The organism is Amorphoplanes digitatis, from assembly GCF_014205335.1.
Classification (GTDB): Bacteria; Actinomycetota; Actinomycetes; order Mycobacteriales; family Micromonosporaceae; genus Actinoplanes; species Actinoplanes digitatus.
Genome location: NZ_JACHNH010000001.1, coordinates 8756930 through 8776657, shown reverse-complemented (window position 1 = coordinate 8776657; position 19728 = coordinate 8756930). Strand labels below are relative to the sequence as shown.

15 protein-coding genes and 1 tRNA gene are annotated in these 19728 nt (G+C 70.6%); 11 read left to right on the top strand and 5 right to left on the bottom strand.

All coding sequences use genetic code 11. From position 1 onward, the window contains the following. Positions 1-484: 484 nt before the first annotated feature. Positions 485-567: transfer RNA gene (locus BJ971_RS38880), tRNA-Leu, on the bottom strand. A 168-nt stretch (positions 568-735) separates the two neighbouring features. Between BJ971_RS38880 and BJ971_RS38875 the strand changes: the two genes are divergently transcribed. The 7 genes from BJ971_RS38875 to pknB all read left to right on the top strand — a co-directional run bounded on the left by BJ971_RS38875 (position 736) and on the right by pknB (position 9611). After that, positions 736-1521, top strand: a complete 786-nt coding sequence (locus BJ971_RS38875; RefSeq protein ID WP_041840475.1) for an FHA domain-containing protein — start codon at positions 736-738, stop codon at positions 1519-1521. Between the two features lie 5 nt (positions 1522-1526). After that, complete coding sequence (locus BJ971_RS38870) at positions 1527-2009, top strand: FHA domain-containing protein FhaB/FipA (protein WP_184998272.1); 483 nt, start codon at positions 1527-1529, stop codon at positions 2007-2009. Then, positions 2006-3433, top strand: coding sequence for a PP2C family protein-serine/threonine phosphatase (locus BJ971_RS38865; protein ID WP_184998271.1), 1428 nt, complete (start codon positions 2006-2008; stop codon positions 3431-3433). Before BJ971_RS38870 ends, BJ971_RS38865 begins: the two co-directional genes overlap by 4 nt. 143 nt (positions 3434-3576) lie before the next feature. Further along, complete coding sequence (locus BJ971_RS38860; RefSeq protein WP_184999325.1) at positions 3577-4968, top strand: FtsW/RodA/SpoVE family cell cycle protein; 1392 nt, start codon at positions 3577-3579, stop codon at positions 4966-4968. After that, positions 4965-6467 (top strand): peptidoglycan D,D-transpeptidase FtsI family protein, encoded by a 1503-nt coding sequence (locus BJ971_RS38855; RefSeq protein ID WP_184998270.1) that lies wholly within the window; start codon positions 4965-4967, stop codon positions 6465-6467. The genes BJ971_RS38860 and BJ971_RS38855 overlap by 4 nt, the downstream gene beginning before the upstream one ends. A 1-nt stretch (position 6468) precedes the next feature. Beyond that, positions 6469-7818 carry a serine/threonine-protein kinase gene (locus BJ971_RS38850; RefSeq protein ID WP_184998269.1) on the top strand — a complete coding sequence of 450 codons (1350 nt, stop codon included), beginning with the start codon at positions 6469-6471 and terminating at the stop codon, positions 7816-7818. Next, positions 7815-9611, top strand: coding sequence for a Stk1 family PASTA domain-containing Ser/Thr kinase (gene pknB, locus BJ971_RS38845; protein WP_184998268.1), 1797 nt, complete (start codon positions 7815-7817; stop codon positions 9609-9611). The genes BJ971_RS38850 and pknB overlap by 4 nt, the downstream gene beginning before the upstream one ends. A gap of 74 nt (positions 9612-9685) precedes the next feature. Here pknB and BJ971_RS38840 read toward each other — a convergent pair whose 3' ends face one another. From BJ971_RS38840 to BJ971_RS38825, 4 genes are read right to left on the bottom strand one after another with little or no spacing between them, the layout of a single operon-like run. Next, complete coding sequence (locus BJ971_RS38840; RefSeq protein ID WP_184998267.1) at positions 9686-10336, bottom strand: aminodeoxychorismate/anthranilate synthase component II; 651 nt, start codon at positions 10334-10336, stop codon at positions 9686-9688. 8 nt (positions 10337-10344) lie between these two features. After that, positions 10345-10626, bottom strand: a complete 282-nt coding sequence (locus tag BJ971_RS38835) for a hypothetical protein (RefSeq protein WP_184998266.1) — start codon at positions 10624-10626, stop codon at positions 10345-10347. Positions 10627-10638: 12 nt separating this feature from the next. After that, positions 10639-13527 (bottom strand): class E sortase, encoded by a 2889-nt coding sequence (locus BJ971_RS41895; RefSeq protein WP_260415207.1) that lies wholly within the window; start codon positions 13525-13527, stop codon positions 10639-10641. Continuing rightward, a complete protein-coding gene (locus tag BJ971_RS38825; RefSeq protein ID WP_184998265.1) occupies positions 13527-14336 on the bottom strand; it encodes a DUF881 domain-containing protein in 810 nt (269 codons plus the stop codon). The genes BJ971_RS41895 and BJ971_RS38825 overlap by 1 nt, the downstream gene beginning before the upstream one ends. Before the next feature lie 170 nt (positions 14337-14506). On the opposite strand from BJ971_RS38825, the gene BJ971_RS38820 reads away from it, so the two are divergent. The 4 genes from BJ971_RS38820 (at position 14507) to BJ971_RS38805 (ending at position 19580) form a co-directional block, all read left to right on the top strand. After that, positions 14507-14770 (top strand): cell division protein CrgA, encoded by a 264-nt coding sequence (locus BJ971_RS38820; RefSeq protein ID WP_184998264.1) that lies wholly within the window; start codon positions 14507-14509, stop codon positions 14768-14770. 203 nt (positions 14771-14973) lie between these two features. Continuing rightward, positions 14974-17124 (top strand): (Fe-S)-binding protein, encoded by a 2151-nt coding sequence (locus BJ971_RS38815; protein WP_184998263.1) that lies wholly within the window; start codon positions 14974-14976, stop codon positions 17122-17124. A 103-nt stretch (positions 17125-17227) separates the two neighbouring features. After that, complete coding sequence (locus BJ971_RS38810) at positions 17228-18562, top strand: hemolysin family protein (RefSeq protein ID WP_184998262.1); 1335 nt, start codon at positions 17228-17230, stop codon at positions 18560-18562. Next, a complete protein-coding gene (locus BJ971_RS38805; protein ID WP_184998261.1) occupies positions 18555-19580 on the top strand; it encodes a hemolysin family protein in 1026 nt (341 codons plus the stop codon). The genes BJ971_RS38810 and BJ971_RS38805 overlap by 8 nt, the downstream gene beginning before the upstream one ends. The last annotated feature ends 148 nt before the right edge of the window (positions 19581-19728 follow it).

Here is a 19728-nt window from a genome sequence, read left to right as displayed (position 1 = left end):
ACTGCTGCCCTCGGCCTTCACCGACATGGCCATCTCCCCACAACCGACACCGTCCGAGCGACCAGCCTCAGGCTGACCAGCCTGCGGGTGATCAGCCTGCGGGTGATCGACACGCTACGGGTGACCAACGTGTGGGTGATCGACACGCTCCGCGTAAGCACGCTGCGAGTGACCGAAACGCTGCGAGTGACCAGGCACCGCGCAACCGACACGCTCCGCGTATGCAGGCACCGAGCAATCGACATGCTGCGCGCAAGGTGCACCGCGCAACCGACACGCTCCGCGCAAGGAGCACGCGTAACCGACACGCTCCGCGCAAGGTGCACCGCGTAACGGACACGCTGCGCGCAAGGAGGCACCGCGCAACCGACACGCTCCGCGCGACCACTACAGCGCGGGGCTTCCGGGGGCTCGGCCCCCGGAGCCGGAATGACGATCGGCCCCGGTCCGCGCTTTCCGCGGACAAGGGCCGGCCAGTCGATCGTGGGGATGGGGGGAGTTGAACCCCCACGTCCTTTCGGACACACGGACCTGAACCGTGCGCGTCTGCCATTCCGCCACATCCCCGTGGCATTCAATTAGCCGGAACAGACTACGCTGTCCCTCGTTACACCGCGAGCAGATACTGCCCGTGACGCCAGGGAAGACTAGCACGGCGTCAGGGGCTGCAATACGAGGGTCAGGAGCGACCGGCTGCTCTGCGTAGAGATGCGGAAGCGGCGGCCGGATACCATCATGTCCTCGGAACCCGAGGAGGAGCCGGTGAGCGTGCTGCAGCGCTTTGAGAAGCGGTTGGAAGGCCTGGTCGAGGGGGCCTTTGCGAAGGTGTTCAAGGGTGTCGTGCACCCGGTGGAGATTCTGAATGCGATGCAGCGGGAGGCCGAGGCACACAAGGCCATCCTCGCCGGTGGCCGTACCTTGGTGCCTAACCGCTACGTGATCGATCTCTCGCCGTACGACCACAGCAGGTTGGCGCCGTATGCCGCCGCGCTGGCCCAGGAGTTGGCTCAGTCACAGGCCGAGTTCATCGGTGAGCAGGCCTGGACTGTCTACGGCGATGTCATCGTCGAGATCGAGCGCGGTGACGGGCTCGATACCGGCATGTTCCGCGTCACGGCGGAGGTGTACACCGGCGGCGAGGTCGCCCCGGTGCAGCAGCCCGCCTACGACGCTGCGCCGGCGTACTCGCCGTACGACCAGCAGCAGCAGGGTGGGTACCAGCAGCATGGGCACAACGGCCGCAATGTCGGCCTGGTGTCCGGCGATGGGCGCACCTACCCGTTGCAGATGGGCTCGACGGTGATAGGCCGCGGCGACCAGGCGAATCTGCGCCTGCCGGACGTCGGCATCTCCCGTCGGCATGCCCGGCTGGACTACGACGGCAGCCAGGTCGTGCTTACCGATCTGGGATCGACGAACGGCACGATGGTCAACGGCCAGCGCGTGTCGGCCGTGGCACTCAACCCGGGCGACATGATCCAGCTGGGCACGACCACGCTTACGTTCCGAGTGGACGGCTAGGCACCTTGCCAGAATTCGTCCTTACCGTCGCTCGGTTCGGCTTCCTCGTCCTGCTGTGGATCTTTGTGTTCACAGTGGTGGGGGTCATCCGAAAGGACCTTTTCGCCGGAGTCCGGTCCAAGAGCATCGTCGCGAGCCCGCGAGGCGTGGGTGGTGCGGTGATGCAGGGCCGGCCCGCGAAGGCGAAGCGTGGCAAGGCGGCCCGGCAACTCGTCGTGACCGCCGGTCAGCTGGCCGGCACGAGGATCACGCTCGGTGAGGCTCAGATTACTATCGGACGGGCGGAGGACTCGACGCTGGTCATCACCGACGACTTCGCGTCGGCTCGACACGCCCGGCTCGTGCCGCGGGACGGCCAGTGGTTCGTGGAGGACCTCGGCTCGACGAACGGCACCTACCTCGATCGCGGTAAGGTCTCCGGACCTACTCCCGTCCCCCTTGGCGTGCCGATCCGGATCGGCCGCACTTCACTTGAGTTACGGCCATGACCCTGACCCTGCGCTACGCCGCCCAAAGCGACCGCGGTCTGATCCGAGACGGAAACCAAGACTCCGTCTACGCCGGACCGCGGCTCCTTGCCGTCGCCGACGGCATGGGCGGCATGGCCGCCGGTGACGTCGCCAGCAACATCGTCATCGCGGCCATGGCACCGCTGGACGAGGACGTACCCGGCGATGCGCTGGTCGACGCCCTTCGTCACGCGGTCGGCACGGCCAACCAGACCCTGCGCGACACCGTCGACGCCAATCCGCACCTGGAGGGCATGGGCACCACGCTGACCGCGGTGCTCTTCTCCGGCAGCAAGATCGGCATGGTGCACATCGGCGACTCGCGCGCCTACATGCTGCGCCAGGGCGAGTTCTCGCAGATCACCAAGGACGACACCTACGTACAGATGCTGGTCGACGAGGGCCGGATCAGTCCGGAGGAGGCGAGCAGCCACCCGCAGCGGTCGCTGCTGACCCGCGCGCTCGACGGCCGGGACATCGACCCGGAGTACTCGGTCCGCCAGGTCCTCAAGGGTGACCGCTACCTGATCTGTAGCGACGGTCTTTCCGGCGTCGTCAGCGCCGAGACCATCGACGAGAGCATGCGGGACATCCCGGATCCGCAGGTCTGCGTGGAGCGGCTCGTGCAGCTCGCGCTCCGCGGCGGCGGCCCCGACAACATCACCGTGGTGATCGCCGACGCGACCGACGCCGACATCATGGAGCAGGCACCGATCGTCGGCGGCGCGGCCGCCCGCGACCGCGGCAACTCGACGGTGGCGGACTCGTCCAGCGCGGCCGCCCGCGCGGCGGCCCTCCAGGCGCCGCCGCGGCCCGCGCAGCCCGAGGGGGCGGCCTACGAGCGGGACGAGCCGGAGCAGCCGGGTCGGCACCCGGTGCGGACCAGCCTGCTGGTGCTCCTGCTGCTCGGCGTGCTCGGCGGCGGCCTCTACCTGGGCTGGCAGTACACCCAGAAGCAGTACTACGTCGGCGCTACGCCGCAGGGCCAGCTCGCGATCTACCGTGGCGTGCCCGGTCAGATCGCCGGCCTCGACCTGTCGAGCGTCCACGAGACCAGCCCGGCCCGCCTGGACGACCTCACCCTGGTCGCGCAGGCCCGGGTCAAGGAGGGCATCCACGCGGACAGCCAGCCCGACGCGCGCCGCCGGCTGGCCGAGCTCACCAGCGATGAGCCGTCCAACCCGAACCTGAAGCCGATCTGCTCGCCGAGCAGCCCCGCGCCGACGGTGACGCAGCCGGTGAACCCGTCCGGCGCACCGTCCGCGGCAGGGAAGACACCGTCTCCCGGCCGGAACACACCCTTTTCGGCGCCGGCGCTCGCGCCTGCCACCACGCCGGACGCCCCGCCTTCGGACTCTGCCCCGCCGGTCATCGACCCGGTCGGGTGCCGACCCGTCGACTGAGCGTCCGCCCACCGAAGTCTGGGGACTCCTTCTTGACCGCGCCCGCCGTACCGGCTCCCACACCCGCTCCCACGGGTGAGCTGCCGCGTGTCCCGGGCCAGAAGACGGGCCGCAACGCCGAGCTGGGCCTGCTCGCCTTCGCGATGGCGATCGTCGCCCTGTACGGGGCAACGGTCGAGGCCAACCAGTTCGGCGAGATCACGCCGACCTTCTGGGTGCCGGCCGCGCTGCTGAGCGTGCTCTTCCTCGGCCTGCACCTGGTGGTCCGCTACGTGGCGCCGTACGCGGACCCGGTCCTGATCCCCGCCGTCGCGCTGATCAACGGCCTGGGCGTCGGCTTCCTGCGCCGCCTCGACGTCGCCAAGTCGATCGCCGACAAGGACCCCGTGCCCGGCTACTTCGCGGGCGCCGGCGGCCGTCAGCTCGCCTGGACGCTGGTGGCCGTGGTGCTGGCGGCGATCCTGCTGCTGGTCGTGCGGGACCACAAGACCGTTTCGCGGTACGCGTACACGCTGGGCCTGGTCGGCATCGTGCTGGTGATGATCCCGGCGGTGCTGCCGGGCAGCCTGTCCGAGGTCAACGGCGCCAAGCTGTGGATCAAGATGGGCGCGTTCTCGATCCAGCCCGGCGAGTTCGCGAAGCTGGCCCTGGTCTCCTTCTTCGCCTACTACCTGGTCCGCAAGCGCGAGGTGCTCTCGCTGGCCAGCCGCCGCTTCCTCGGCATCGACTTCCCCCGCGGCCGCGACCTGGGCCCGGTCGTCACGGTGTGGCTGCTCTCGCTGCTGGTCCTGGTGTTCGAGAAAGACCTCGGTACGGCGCTGCTCTACTTCGGCCTGTTCGTCGTGACCCTGTACGTCGCCACCGAGCGGGCCAGCTGGCTGATCATCGGCCTGGTCATGTTCTTCGGCGGCGTCTACCTGGCGTACCTGCTGGGCGCCGCGGTCGGCGGACCGTTCGCCAACTTCTACGACCGCGCGACGGTCTGGCTCGACCCGTTCGCCTCGGAGAACTACGAGCGGGTCGGCGGCAGCTACCAGCTGGTGCAGGGCCTGCTCGGGCTCGGGACGGGCGGGCTGTTCGGCACCGGGCCGGGTGCCGGCTCACCGGGCTTCGTGCCCGAGGTGCGCAACGACTTCATCTTCGCCGGCATGGGCGAGGAGATCGGCCTCTTCGGCCTCTCCGCCCTGCTGATCTGCTACCTGCTGATCGTCGAGCGCGGCCTGCGGACGGCTCTCGCGGTACGCGACTCGTTCGGCAAGCTGGTCGCCGGCGGCCTCGCGTTCACCCTGGGCTTGCAGGTCTTCGTCATCCTTGGTGGCATCACCGGGTTGATCCCGCTGACCGGTCAGACCACGCCGTTCCTGTCCGCCGGCGGTTCGTCGCTGATGGCGAACTGGCTGCTCATCGCGATGCTGCTGCGGATCTCCGACGCCGCACGCAGGCCGACGACCGGCGGCCCGGCGGCATCGCCCGGTGTACCGAAGCAACCGCCCGCCCAGCTGCACGGCGCCATGACGGAGGTGATCAGGCCGTGAACGCACCTCTGCGCAAGGCCGGCGTGGTCATCCTCGTCCTCTTCGGCCTGCTCTTCGCCAACCTGAACTGGGTGCAGGGCTACAAGGCCGACGACTACCGCACCAGCGACTACAACGGCCGCGTCCGGGTCGCCGAGTACCAGGTCCCGCGCGGCGTCATCGAGGTCGGCGGCCAGGGTCTCGCGATCAACAAGGCCACCGAGGGCACGCTGAAGTTCCTGCGGGTGTACCCGGAGAAGAAGCTCTACGCGCCGATCATCGGCTACAAGCCGGTCAACATCGCCGAGGTCGGCATCGAGCGCAGCGAGAACGAGTTCCTCTCCGGCGCCAGCGACAAGCTCTTCGCCGACCGGGTCAGCGCGATGTTCACCGGCGACAACGCCGGCGGCGGCAACGTCGTGCTGTCGGTCAAGCCCAAGGCGCAGGAGACGGCCTACAAGCAGGTCACCAACAACGAGCGCGGCGCCAAGAAGGGCTCCGCGGTGGCGATCGACCCGAGCACCGGCGCGGTGCAGGCGATGGTGTCGTTCCCGACTTTCGATCCGAACCCGCTGGTCAGCCACGACACGGAGGCGGCCGCCGCGGAGTACAAGAAGCTGAACGAGGACAAGGACAAGCCGCTGCTGAACCGCGCGCTGTCCGAGACCTACCCGCCCGGCTCCACCTTCAAGGTCCTCGTCTCGGCGGCCGCGCTCCAGGAGGGCTACGAGAAGAGCACCGAGATCCCGGCCGGCTCCACCTACACCGCGCCCGGCTCCGGCGCTCCGATCAAGAACTCGGAGGCGGAGACCTGCCCCGGCTCGAAGGTCACCCTCGAGGAGGCCCTGACCGACAGCTGCAACACCGGCTTCGCGCAGCTCGGCGTCGAGCTCGGCCGCGACAAGGTGATGAAGACCGCGCAGGCGTGGGGCTTCGAGCAGGAGGACCTGACGGTCGGAAACCTGGAGGGCCCGGGCCTGCCGGTCGCGGCCAGCCACACCGGCGCCATGGCCAACCCGGACGGCAGCACCGACCAGGCCGCGCTCGCACAGTCGTCGATCGGGCAGAAGGACGTCCGGATGACGACGATGCAGGGCGCGCTGATGGCGGCGACGGTCGCCAACGGCGGACGGCAGATGCGGCCGTACCTGGTGCAGCAGCTGCTCAGCCCCGATCGGCGGCCGATATACAACGCCAGCCCGCAGACGCTGCGCACGCCGATCGACGGCGACGTCGCGAGCGACCTCAAGGACATGATGGTCAGCGTCGTCGAGAACGGCACCGGCAAGGCGGCGCAGATCGACGGCTTCCAGGTCGGCGGCAAGACCGGCACGGCGCAGAACGCCGTCGGGGCCGACGACCACGGATGGTTCATCGGATTCGCCTTCAACGACAAGGGCGAGGCGGTATCGGCGGTCTGCGTCATGCTGGAGAACGTGCCCGGCGGTCACGCGAGCGCCGAGGCGGCCCGGATCGCGGGGCTCATCATGAAGGCCGCGGCGGGCCGGGGAGGGGACTGAGATGATCAGCCCTGGGGTCACCCTCGGCGGCCGGTACCGCTTGGACGAGCGGATCGCCGGAGGCGGCATGGGCGACGTGTGGCGCGGCACCGACGAGGTGCTGGGCCGGACGGTCGCCGTCAAGATTCTGCTACCGGCCCTGCTGGACGAGCCCGGCTTCGCCGAGCGCTTCCGCGGCGAGGCCCGGACCATGGCCACCATCAACCACCCCGGCGTGGTCGACGTCTACGACTACGGCAGCGACCAGCAGCTCGCGTTCCTGGTCATGGAGTACGTCGAGGGCGACGCCCTTTCGCGCACCCTGAGCCGGGTCGGCCGGCTCACCCCGGCGCGCACGATGGCGCTGGTCGCGCAGGCCGCGGACGCGCTACAGGCCGCGCACGCGAACGGCATCGTGCACCGCGACGTCAAGCCCGGCAACCTGCTGGTACGCCCGAACGGCACGCTGGTGCTCACCGACTTCGGCATCGCCCGGTCCGCCCTTGTCGGGCAGCTGACCGTGGCGGGCTCGGTGCTGGGCACGGCGTCGTACATCTCACCGGAGCAGGCCTCCGGAGCGGTCGCCACGGCCGCCTCCGATGTCTACGCTCTCGGCGTGGTCGCATACCAGTGCCTGTCCGGACACCGGCCCTTCGACGGCTCGACGCCGATCGAGATCGCCATGAAGCACGTCCGGGACACCCCGCGGCCGCTGCCCGCCGACATCCCGCCGGCGGTCCGTGCGATCGTCGACCGGGCGCTGGCCAAGGACCCCGGTGCGCGCTGGCCCACCGCCTCGGCGATGGCCGCCGTGGCCCGGCAGGCCGCCTCGTCCCTGACCACCCAGATAAATCAGCAGGCCGTCAACGGCTCCGGCCAGGGGCACCCGCAGCCGGCCGGTCCGGCGATGAACCGGCCGCACTCGGGCGCACCGGCCTCGGGCCCGCCCGGGCATCCGGTCTCGGGCCAGGCCCGGCCGCCCTATCCGCCCATCCCCCGCCCGGTCTCGGGCGGTCAGGCGCGCGGAGCGGCCTCGGTGCCGCCGGCACAGCAGCCATACCGGCACCCGTCGGCGCCGCCGATGCAGCATCACCCGATTCAGGGCGGCAAGCCCGAGGGTTCCGGCGGCCGGCAGGTACTGATCGTGCTGGCGGTGGTCCTCGCACTTCTGGTCCTGCTCTGCGCCGGTGTCATCTCGTTCCTGCTTAAACAGGGCAATACCGGTGCGATAGGCGACCTGGCCGACCGGCCCACGATCGCCGGGGCGGGCTCCGCCGCGCAGTGGACGCCGGTGGCGTCGTACCGTCTTCCGAAGCAGGCTGCCGCTCCGGGCAACCTGCACCACGCGACCGAAGGACGACAGACGCTATGACGGCGCAGGCCCGCCTGCTCGGTGGCAGGTACCAGGTCGGCGAGCTGCTCGGCTATGGCGGTATGGCAGAGGTGCACAAAGGCCGCGACCTTCGCCTCGGCCGCGACGTAGCCATCAAGATGCTGCGCACCGACCTCGCCCGGGACGCCACGTTCCAGGAGCGGTTCCGCCGCGAGGCGCAGAACTCCGCTGCGCTGAACCACCCGGCGATCGTCGCCGTCTACGACACCGGTGAAGAGGTGTCGTCGACCGGCGAGAAGCTGCCGTTCATCGTGATGGAGTTCGTCAACGGCCGGACCCTCAAGGAGGTCCTCGCCGCCGAGCAGCGCCTCCAGCCGCGCCGCGCCCTGGAGATGACCGCGGACATCTGCGCCGCGCTGGAGTTCAGCCACCGGCACGGCATCATCCACCGCGACATCAAGCCCGGCAACGTGATGATCACGCAGAACGGCCAGGTCAAGGTGATGGACTTCGGCATCGCGCGGGCCCTGGCCAGCGGTGCCACCACGATGACGCAGACCAGCGCCGTCATCGGCACGGCGCAGTACCTGTCGCCGGAGCAGGCCCGCGGCGAGTCCGTCGACGCCCGCTCCGACGTCTACGCCGCCGGTTGTGTGCTCTTCGAGCTCATGGTCGGGCACCCGCCGTTCGTCGGTGACAGCCCGGTCAGCGTCGCCTACCAGCACGTCCGCGAGGACCCGAAGGCGCCGAGCGACATCAACCGCGAGGTACCGCCGGACGTCGACGCGATCGTGCTGAAGGCCCTGGCGAAGAACCCACTGAACCGCTACCAGAGCGCGCAGGAGATGCGTGCCGACGCGCTGCGCGCGGTCTCCGGCCGCCCGGTGATGGCGACCCCGGTGATGTCCGAGGCCGAGACGATGGCGATGTCGGGCGCGCCGACGCGCCAGCAGACGGCGATGACCCGGGCGATCCCGGCCGGCGGCCCCCGCGGGCCGCAGCAGCCGGAGCGCCGGACGTCGTCCTGGGTGATGGCAGTGCTCGCCGCGCTGGGCGTGCTCGCCGTCGTGGCGCTGGGCATCGGCCTGATCCTGGCGAACAACGACAAGGAGCCCGAGCAGGCGGTGTCCAAGCCGGTCCCGAAGGTGACCGGGCTTTCGGAGAGCAACGCCCGGACGAAGCTCGCGGACGCGGGCTTCCAGAACGTGGCCCTCGGCACGCCCGAGGTGACCGACGACTGCAAGGACACGGTCGCGAAGCAGGACCCGAACGCGAACACGCCGCTGGCGGTCGACCAGACCGTGACCATCAGCATGTGCGCCAGCCCCGAGCTGACCCGGGTACCGGGCGACCTCGTCGGCCGCAGCCGTGCCGAGGCGAAGGCCGCGCTGGACGATGCCAAACTCGAGGCCTCGTTCAAGGAGGTCAGCGACGCCGCGCCGGCCGGCCAGGTGCTCAAGGTCGAGGACGAGGGCAAGCAGGTCAAGCCCGGCACCACCATCACGGTGGAGATCTCGAAGGGCAACCTCTTCGAGGTGCCGGGTGTCGTCGGCCGGAGCGAGGAAGTGGCCAAGGCGCTGCTTCAGAACGCGGGCTTCAACAACATCACCATCCAGACGTCGGACCAGGAGGGCGTGCCGGGCACCGTGGTCGCGCAGACCCCGGACGCGCGGTCGAAGAAGTCCAAGAACACCGAGATCACGCTGACCGTCATCGCCGAGCCGGACCCGGACGACACCGGTACGCCGGACCCGAGCACGCCGACCCCGCCGGGCGGCGACGGCGGCGGCACCGTCGACAGCAACTCGGTCGGTGGCCTGCTCGGCAACTGATCACAGCCAGGTAGAACGAAGGCCCGGACGCCACTCGGCGGCCGGGCCTTCGTCTTCGTCGATCCCGGTGCGGGTCAGGCGGTCGCGAACGCCGAGCGGCGGCGGGTCTCCACCTCGGCGGCGAGCTCCGGCGCCCGATCGAGCGCCTCCGGCATACCGCAGGAGGCCAGCCAGTTCGCCAGCATGGTGTGTCCGCCCTCGGTCAGGACCGACTCCGGGTGGAACTGGACGCCCTCGATCGGCAGCGTCCGGTGGCGCATAGCCATGACCACGCCGGACTCGGTCCAGCCGGTGACCTCGATCTCGCCGGGCAGCGTCTCGGGCAGCACGGCCAGCGAGTGGTAGCGGGTCGCCGTGAACGGGTCCGGCAGGCCCGCCAGCACGCCCGTGCCCTTGTGCCGCACCGCGGAGGTCTTGCCGTGCAGCAACTCGGGTGCCCGCGTCACGGTGCCGCCGAACGCCGCGCCGATGGCCTGGTGGCCCAGGCAGACGCCGAACATCGGCAGCTTGCCCGCGTACTCGGAGATGACGTCCATCATGATCCCGGCGCGGTCCGGCGTACCCGGTCCGGGGGAGAGCAGAATCCCCGCGGCGCCGAAGTCGCCGACGTCGGCCACCGTGATCTCGTCGTTGCGCCGCACCTCGCACTCGGCGCCGAGCTGACCGAGGTACTGCACGAGGTTGAAGACGAACGAGTCGTAATTGTCGATCACGAGGATGCGCACGGGGTCACCTAGCTGGCAGTCGGTTCGGGTTCGTTCGAGTGCTCGTTGTAGGGGATCTCGTCCGGGCCGAGCTCGGCGTCGTCGCCGGGCACCGCGTTCGGATCCCGTCCGGCCGGCCCGCCCTGCTCGGTACCCGTGCCGACCTGCACGTCGTCGAACGGCAGCAGCGGCGTCGCCCACGGGAAGACGACGTACCAGAGCAGTGCGCCGACGATCGTGACCAGCACGAGAGAGCCGGTGAGCCGGCCCCACAGGCCGAAGGGCAGCTTGCGCCAGATCCAGGCATACATCGCGAGCCCTCCCTACGCCTTCTTCTTCATCTCGTCCGGCTTGCCGGCGCCGGGCAGCGCGGCGTCGCGCTTGACCGTGTCGACGAGCTCGGCGTGCACGATGAGTCGTTGGTAGTTGTTGAACTTCGGGTTGCAGGTGGTCAGCGTCAGCATCGCCTTTGTCGCCTTGGCGTTCGGCCTGCCCGGCACCGGCGCCACCACCTCGACGGCAGAGGGCTTCACGACCTCGCTGCGGCTGACCTTGTAGACGTACCAGTTCGACCGGGTCTCGACCCCGATCACGTCGCCGGGCTTCAGCTCGTCCAGCCGCCAGAAGATCTTGCGGATCCGGTGGCCGGCCACCGAGAAGTTGCCGACCTCACCGGGATCGGCGGTGTCCGGGTAGTGCCCGGGCGCGTACCGGATGTCCTGCGGCCGCACGCCGTTGACGACGACCCACTCCATGCCGAGCTTGGGAATGTAGAGCCGCCCGACCAGATTCTTGCCGGGCGCGGCCGGGGCCTTGACCGGCTGCTGCGAGGGCGCGACGGTCGGATCGTTCCACTCGTCGTCGAGCTGATTGGCGAGGGTGTCCTGCTCGTTCTCGACCTTGGCCGAGTTGCCGAACACCTGGTAACCGGCGAAGAGCAGCACGACCAGCCCGAAGGTGATCATCAACTCGCCGGCTACCCGCACGCCGGCCCGGATGCGCGAGCCCAGTGTGGGGCGGGTCAACTCGGAGTACACGCTCTTGTAACCCTCGTCCGTCTGTTCCGGTCGCAGCTTGACCACTTTTTCTCCGCGCCGGGGCTTGTCGGCCTCGTCATCGCCGGCGGGATCGCCGGGATCGGCGGCCGCCGCGGCAGTGGCCGCGGCGACCGAGGCGGCACCCTTGTCGCCGGGCCCGGGTGGCAAGGGCGTGCGCAGCGGGCCGCCCACGTCCGATGCCGGCCGGGCGCCGGCCTTGGGCCGGACGGAGGGGAGCAGGCCCGTCGGAGCGTCGGCGGTGCGGATGATCGCGGTGGCCGCCGGGTCCTGGTTCAGCGCGGCGGGTTCGTGGCTCCGGGCCGGGGTTCCGGGGGGCGCGACGCCGCCCCGGCGGCCGGCCGGGCCGAGACCGGCGGACCGGTCGTCGATCGGCGGCCGCCCTCCGAACGCGGCGGCCGCGCGGTCGTCGTAGGGTGCCTCGTCCCGGCGCCGCAGTCCGTCCCGGGAGTCGTCACGGCCGGGCGGGAAGGCGCCGGCCGACCGGCGATCGACGGCATCGCCGCGGATGCCATCGCCGCGGATGCCATCGCCGCGGACGGCATCGCCACGGACCGCGTCGCCACGGACCGCGTCGCCACGGACCGCGTCGCCACGGACCGCGTCGCCACGGACCGCGTCGCCACGGACCGCGTCGGCCAGGCGGCCGGCGGCGGCACCGGCCACGGCGCCTTCACCCGCGGCCGACCACGAATCATCGCGGGCGGCGGGCAGGGCGCTGTCGTAGCGGCCGTATCCGCTGGGCGCCGGCCGTGGACCGGTGCCGTTCGCTGGCGGCCGGCGGTAGGCGTCGGCGGGGTCTGTGGGCACGTCGTCGCGGCCCGGGGTCGGCCGCGGGAAATCGTTCGGCGTGCGGCCGTCCGGAAGGGCGCCGAAGCCGCTCGCGGACCGCGCCTCGACGCCGCCTGCATAGCCGGGCGAGCTCTGCGGACCTACCTTCGACCATGCGCGGCTGTCACCAGCTGGGCTTTGCGCCTCGCCGTTCGACCATGCGCGGCTGTCACCGGCCGGGTTTTGCGCCTCGCCGTTCGACCATGCGCGGCTGTCACCGGCCGGGTTTTGCGCCTCGCCGTTCGACCATGCGCGGCTGTCACCGGCCGGGTTTTGCGCCTCGCCGTTCGACCACGTGCGGACGTCGCTGGGTGGGTTCTGCGGGTCGCCGGTTGACCACGTGCGCACGTCGCCGGGCGGATTCCGGGGATCGCCGTTCGCCCATGCGCGGTCGTCGCCGGGCTGAGCCTCTCGGGAGGCCTGGGTGCGGCCGTTGGTCGGACGACCGATGGCGGCGGACGGCGCCTCCGCCCCGGCTACCAGCCGCCCGTCACCGGCGGGCGATTGAGAGAACGCGCCGGGATCGGCCGGAGAGAACGCGCCGGGATTGGCTGGAGCGAAAGTGCCGGGATCGGCTGGTGCGAAAGTGCCGGGATCGGCCGGTGCGAACGTGCCGGGATTGGCTGGAGCGAAAGTGCCGGGATTGGCTGGTGCGAAAGCGCCGGGATCGGCCGGTGCGAACGTGCCGGGATCGGCTGGCACACCCCGGGGCTGCCGAGGCGCGGCCGGGGCCTCCTCTGCCGCGGCGGAGAAGAAGTCGAATGGATTGCCGGCGCCGGGGGCCGTCGGTGCGGCGGGGCCGGGTGCCGGCGGCGCGGGCGGGCCGGAACCGAACGAGGCGGCCGCCGCGGTGAGCGGGGCCGCCGTCGCCGGTCCTGTGGCGGATCCGGCCGGCCGGGGCGCGGCGCCCGGAAGTACGGGGGAGGAGTCGACCTTCGCGGCGGCCCGCGCGGCGGCAGCGGCTCGCGCGACCATCTGGTCCAGGCCCGGCCCGCCGGGCGCATCCGTCAGGATGATGGCGGTGTCGGCGGGCGAGGGCGCATCGCCCGGGCGGGGCGACTGGGCCTGCTGGGCCTGCTGCTGGGCCTGTTGGTCCTGCTGGGGTAGCTGGGGCTGATTTCCGCCCGGAACGGCCGGACCGGCGCCCGGCAAGGACGGCCAGGCCGTCGTTCCGCCTTGTCCGCCCGGCACCTCCAGCGGCCCGCCGGGTATGCCGTTCGGCGACGCGTCGGTGATCCGGGGGATGTATGCCGTCTGGGCGTCGCCGTCGGGTGCGCGACGCCGTCCCGAGTACGCCGCGCCCTCCTGGGCGTCCGACGTCCCCATCACTCGGTGACCTCGGCGGATCGGAGGTCACTCGACCCGTCGTACGCCCGCACAGTCACATTCCTCTCGACGGTTTCCTGATAGCCGAGGCCGAAATCGGCGACAGCAGCCCGGAATTGCTGGACTCCCTCTGCGGACTCCAACGCCTGATGCATCGCTGTGGGTTCGCCGATTGCTGTGATCTTGAAGGGCGGCGAGAAGACCTGACCGTGAAGCAGCAGCGTGTTGCCGACACAGCGTACCGCGCTCGTGGAGATGACGCGGACATCCATGATCGACATTGCCTCGGCCCCGCCGGCCCACAATGCGTTCACCACGGCCTGTACATCGCCCTGGTGGACGACCAGGTCGTCGTTCTCCGGCGCGTCGGTGCCGCCGCCGGTGGCGCGCTGCGGCGAGTCGTTCAGGCGGACCGTGATTCCCGGACCGCGCAGGGTGGTGAAGCCGGCGCCGCCGCGCATCGCGGCGGCGCGTTCGCGGGCGGATTTGACCGGCTCGTCCACGTCTGCGAGTTTCGCGGCGTCCTGGTCGACGATCGCCCGCAGGTTGGCGGCGCGTTCCTCGCGGTCTTCCAACCGGGCACGCTTGTCGGCGATAAGCTGAGCCAACTGGGGTCTACGGTCGTCGCGCAGTGCCGTGCCGTCGGCCGTCGTGGCCGAGGTCGTGAAGAGCAGGCCGGCCGCGAGCCCGATCAACGGGACCGCGATCGACCAGCCACGCTGGCGCTGGCTCGGCCGCCTCGGGCGCAGTCCGCCGAGGGCTCGTCGCAGGACAAGTCGCCACGAGGGCGCCCCCGTGGTGTACTCCACGTCGGTTGTCCTCCCTCGGCTCGGCCGAAAAACCCACCGGCGGGTGCCTGTACGCGCGCCGCCTTGACTACGCTAGCTATCGAACAGTATTCGCCACGGGCAGCTTTCGGGGTCCCCCGGAGCCGCTCAGGGGTGGGTTGTTCACCACTTGTTGCCCTCAGGAGAGCGCCGTGCCGAAGTCACAGGTTCGCAAGAAGAAGGTCTACACCCCGCCCACGGACATTCGTCCGGCCGCGGCGGCGGCGTCCAAGAAGCCGAGTCCGGTCTGGCTGCCGATCACGGCGGTCGCGTTGATCGTCTTCGGCATCACCTGGCTGGTGGTCTATTACCTCTCGGAGCAGCAGTACCCGGTCGAGGCCTGGAAGTACTGGAACCTCCTGGTGGGCTTCGGCTGCATGGTCGCCTCCCTGGGCATCCTGTCCCGCTGGCGGTAACCGCGAGCACGCCGCGTGGGTGCCTTCCAAGCGGTAGCGTGATCTTCGTCTGATTTGTCCGACAGCGCACCCCGCCGTCAGAACCGCGCGGGGTGCGCTTTCGGCTGAGCAGCCGAAAAGACGACCGGGTTGCCCGCGCGCAATCTGATTACTCGTGGGTAACATGGGCCGGCGAGTCAGCCGACCGAGGAGGCACAACGCACATGGGCACCGCGCAGATAGTCGCCACCGTCCTAGCGGGCGCCGTCACCCTCGTCGCCGTCGCTCTCGCCGTACGCGCGGTCATGTCGATGACCGCGGTGATCCGGCAGGGCCAGGCCGACCCCGGGCGCTTCGGCGACAAGGCGACGCGGACGAAGACGATGCTGGTCGAGACGGTCGGCCACACCCGCATGCTCAAGTGGGGCGTCGTCGGCGCGGCGCACTGGTTCGTGATGGTCGCGTTCGTGGTGCTGTCGCTGCTGGTCCTCGAGGCCTACTTCGAGGTGGTCAGCGCGGAGCTCGGCCTGCCGATCATCGGGCACTGGACGCTGTTCGGCCTGGTGACCGAGTGGATCGGCGTGTTCGGCACGATCGGCATCCTGGTCCTGGTCGTGATCCGCCAGCTGAACAAGCCGGGTCGCGGCAAGGGCCTGTCCCGCTTCACCGGCTCCACGATGTGGCAGGCGTACTTCGTCGAGGCGATCATCATCGCCGTCCTGATCTGCGGCTTCCTGATCCGCGGCTTCAAGGTCGCCACCGACCACTTCGAGTACCCGCTCTGGGCGACCCCGGTCAGCCACGGCATCGGTGCGCTGCTCCCGGCCTGGGAGGACGGCGCCACCTGGACGGCCCTCGTCAAGATCCTGATCTCGATGAGCTGGCTGATCACCATCTCGCTGAACGTGACGATGGGCGTCGCCTGGCACCGCTTCCTCGCGTTCTTCAACATCTTCTTCAAGCGCAGCCCGGAGAAGCCCGCGGGCTCCGGCCTCGGCGCGCTGCGGCCGATGATGAGCGAGGGCAAGCCGCTCGACTTCGAGGACGCCGACCCGGAGAAGGACCAGTTCGGCGTCGCGCACGTCGAGCAGTTCACCTGGAAGGGCCTGCTCGACTTCTCGACCTGCACCGAGTGCGGCCGCTGCCAGTCGCAGTGCCCGGCCTGGAACACCGCCAAGCCGCTCTCGCCGAAGCTGATGATCCTGTCGCTGCGCGATCACGCGTACGCGAAGGCGCCGTACATGCTGGCCGGCGGCGGCAAGGACCTGACCGGTGAGGAGAAGGCCACCGAGGCCCAGCTCGCGCACCTGGACGTCCTCGCGCTGGCCGAGGGCAACCGGCCGCTCATCGGCACCGAGGCCGAGCAGGGCGTCATCGACCCGGACGTGCTGTGGTCCTGCACCACCTGCGGCGCCTGCGTCGAGCAGTGCCCGGTGGACATCGAGCACGTCGACCACATCGTCGACATGCGCCGCTACCAGGTGCTCATCGAGTCGAGCTTCCCGGCCGAGGCCGGCGTCATGCTGCGCAACCTGGAGAACAAGGGCAACCCCTGGGGCGCGCCGCAGAACACCCGCGAGGACTGGACCAAGGGCCTCGACTTCGAGATCAAGCGGGTCGGCGAGGCCGACTTCGACTATCTCTTCTGGGTGGGCTGCGCCGGCGCGTTCGAGGACCGGGCCAAGAAGACCACCCGGGCGGTCGCGACGCTGCTGCACGAGGCCGGCGTCGACTTCGCCATCCTGGGCGAGGGCGAGACCTGTACGGGCGACCCGGCCCGCCGTATCGGCAACGAGTTCGTCTTCCAGATGCTGGCACAGCAGAACGTGGAGACCCTCCAGGAAGCGAACGTCAAGCGGATCGTGGCGACCTGCCCGCACTGCTTCAACACCCTCGGCAACGAGTACGAGCAGCTCGGCCTGAAGGTCGAGGTCGTGCACCACACCCAGCTGCTGGCCCACCTGGTCGCCGAGGGCAAGCTGACCCCGGTCCAGCCGGTCGACGGCGGCGTGACCTACCACGACCCCTGCTACCTGGGCCGGCACAACCGCGTCTTCGAGGCGCCCCGCGAGGTCCTGGGCAGGGCGATCGAGGGTGGCCTCACCGAGATGCCGCGCAACTCCGAGCGGTCCTTCTGCTGCGGCGCCGGCGGCGCCCGCATGTGGATGGAGGAGAAGATCGGCAAGCGGATCAACGTGGAGCGCACCGAGGAGGCCCTGGCGACCGGCGCGAAGACGATCGCCGTCGGCTGCCCGTTCTGCTACACGATGATCGGCGACGGCGTCACCGGCAAGGGCGAGCAGGAGAACGTCGAGGTCGTCGACGTGGCCAGCGTCCTGCTCCGATCGATCAAGGGCGACAAGGCTCCCGCGTAGTACGTGGTCGGCGGCCGCTCCGGCGGCCGCCGAAGCACCCATCGAGATCGCCTTCAGCAGATGCGAGGCGTTCCGGCACAATGGGGGCCGAGGTGAACCGATCATGGACGGCCTGTTCCTCACCGCGGTGCTCCCGCTGGCCGCTTTCGCTCTGCTGACCGCCGGTAACGCGTTCTTCGTGGCCGCCGAGTTCGGGCTGGTCACCGTCGACCGGGTGGAGATCGGAAAGCGGGCCGACGCGGGTGACCGGCGCGCCCGGACGGTCCGGCACGCCCTGCACGAGCTCTCGTTCCAGCTCTCCGGCACCCAGCTGGGCATCACACTCACGGCGCTGCTGACCGGCTACCTGGCCGAGCCGGCGCTGTCCCGGCTGTTCCGTCCCATGATCGAGCCGATCGCCGGCGGCGCCACCGACACGGTGACGCACGTGCTGGCGCTGGGCCTCGCCACGCTCGTGTCGATGCTCTTCGGCGAGCTCGTGCCCAAGAACGCGGCGCTGGCCCGGCCGATGCGGGTGGCCCTGGCCACCGCCGCGCCGCTGCGGGCCTTCTCCCGGCTCTTCAAGTGGCTGATCGGCGCGCTCAACGGCTCGGCCAACCGGCTGGTCCGGCGACTCGGCATCGAGCCACAGGAGGAGCTGGCCAGCGCCCGCTCGCCCGAGGAGCTGGGCCTGCTCGCCGCGATCAGCGCCCGGGCCGGCGCGCTGCCGACCGAGACCGCGACGCTGCTGCGCCGCACCATCCGCTTCGGAGAGAAGCGCGCGGCCAAGGCGATGACCCCGCGCGTCGACGTGGTCGGCCTCAAGACCACCGCGAGCGTCGCCGACGTCATCGCGGTCTCGCGCGCGACGGGACACACTCGCTTCCCCGTGTACGAGTCGACGCTCGACCTGGTCGTCGGCGTGGTCGGCGTGCTCGACGCGCTCGGGGTCCCGCCCGAACGCCGGGCGGCGACAGCGGTGTCCTCGGTCGCCCGCGAGCCCGTCTACGTGCCGGAGAGCCTGCCCCTGGACAAGGTGCTGGCCGCGCTGCGTGCGGCCGACGCGGACCTGGCGATCGTCGTGGACGAGTACGGCGGCACCGACGGCGTGGTCACGGTCGAGGACCTGATCGAGGAGCTGGTCGGCGAGATCACCGACGAGTACGACGCCGACCTCGCCGAGGCGGGCAGCCAGGAGCTGACCGTGCCCGGCGGCGAGAAGACGTACCTGGTCGACGGCCTGCTCCGCGAGGACGAGGTGGCCGAGCAGACCGGCTTCCGCCTGCCCGAGGGCCCGTACGAGACGCTGGCCGGCTTCCTGCTCTCCCGGCTCGGGCACATCCCGGTTGCCGGGGAGTCGATCGAGGACGCCGGCTGGGAGTTCACCGTCATGCAGGTCGACCGGCACCGCATCGAGCAGGTCCGGGTCGTGGCACCGCCGGAGCCCACCGATGACTGAGCTGCTGATCACCGTCGTGCTCCTGCTCGGCAACGCGCTCTTCGTCGGCGGGGAGTTCGCCCTGATCGCCTCCCGGCGTACGGCGCTGGAGCCGCTCGCGGCGACGTCGCGGCGAGCGCGCTGGGCGCTGTCGGCGATGAACCAGATCCCACTGATGATCGCGGGCGCCCAGCTCGGCATCACCATCTGCTCGCTCGGCCTGGGCGCGATCGCCGAGCCGGCGTTCGCGCACCTGCTGGAGGGTCCGCTGACCGCGCTGGGGCTGCCGGAGGGCATGATCCATCCGGTCGCGTTCGTGCTCGGCCTCGGCGTGGTCGTCTTCCTGCACACCGTGATCGGCGAGATGGTCCCGAAGAACATCACGCTGGCCGGGCCGGAGCAGTCGGCGCTCGTCTTGGGCCCGTTCATGCTGGCGTTCTGCACCGCGACCAAGCCGCTGCTGACCGCGATGCGCTGGGCCGCGCGGGTGGTCCTCTCGCCGTGGAAGATCGAGGCGACCGAGGCGGTCAAGACGGTCTTCACCGCGGAGGAGCTGGCCGGCATGGTCACCCAGGCCCGGGCCGAGGGCCTGCTCGGCACCGAGCAGTACGCCCGGATCCACGCCGCCCTCGGCCTCAACGTCCGTACCGCCGCGGACACCCTGCGGCCCTGGTCGGGCGTGACGACCGTGGCCGACGACGCGTCGCCGGCCACGATCGAGGCGGTGGCTACCCGCAGCGGCCGATCGCGCTTCCCCGTGGTGCAGCGCGAGACCCGGCGCGTCATGGGGTTCGTGCACATCAAGGACGTCCTCGGCTACACCGGGGCGCAGCGCAGGCTCCCGATCCCCGCCGAGATCGTCCGCCCGCTTGCGGTGGTGCCGCCGGACCGGACGCTGGCGGACCTGTTGCTGACGATGCGGCGCGACCGCCGGCACCTGGTGCTCGTCAGCGACGGCCGCCACCCGCTCGGCGTGATCGCGCTCGACGACGTCCTGCACGCGGTGATCGGCGAACCTACCGCCCGCGCCGCCGTTTAGAGTGCTTTTCGCCACATTTAACCCAAAGCAGGGGGGTCATCGAGGCATCAATCGGGCGTTCTGGACAATAGTGGCATGTTCGACAACCGACGGTCATCGCGAGGCGCAGGCCGGCGCGTAAGCCCCCTCGCCGCACTGGTAGCGACCA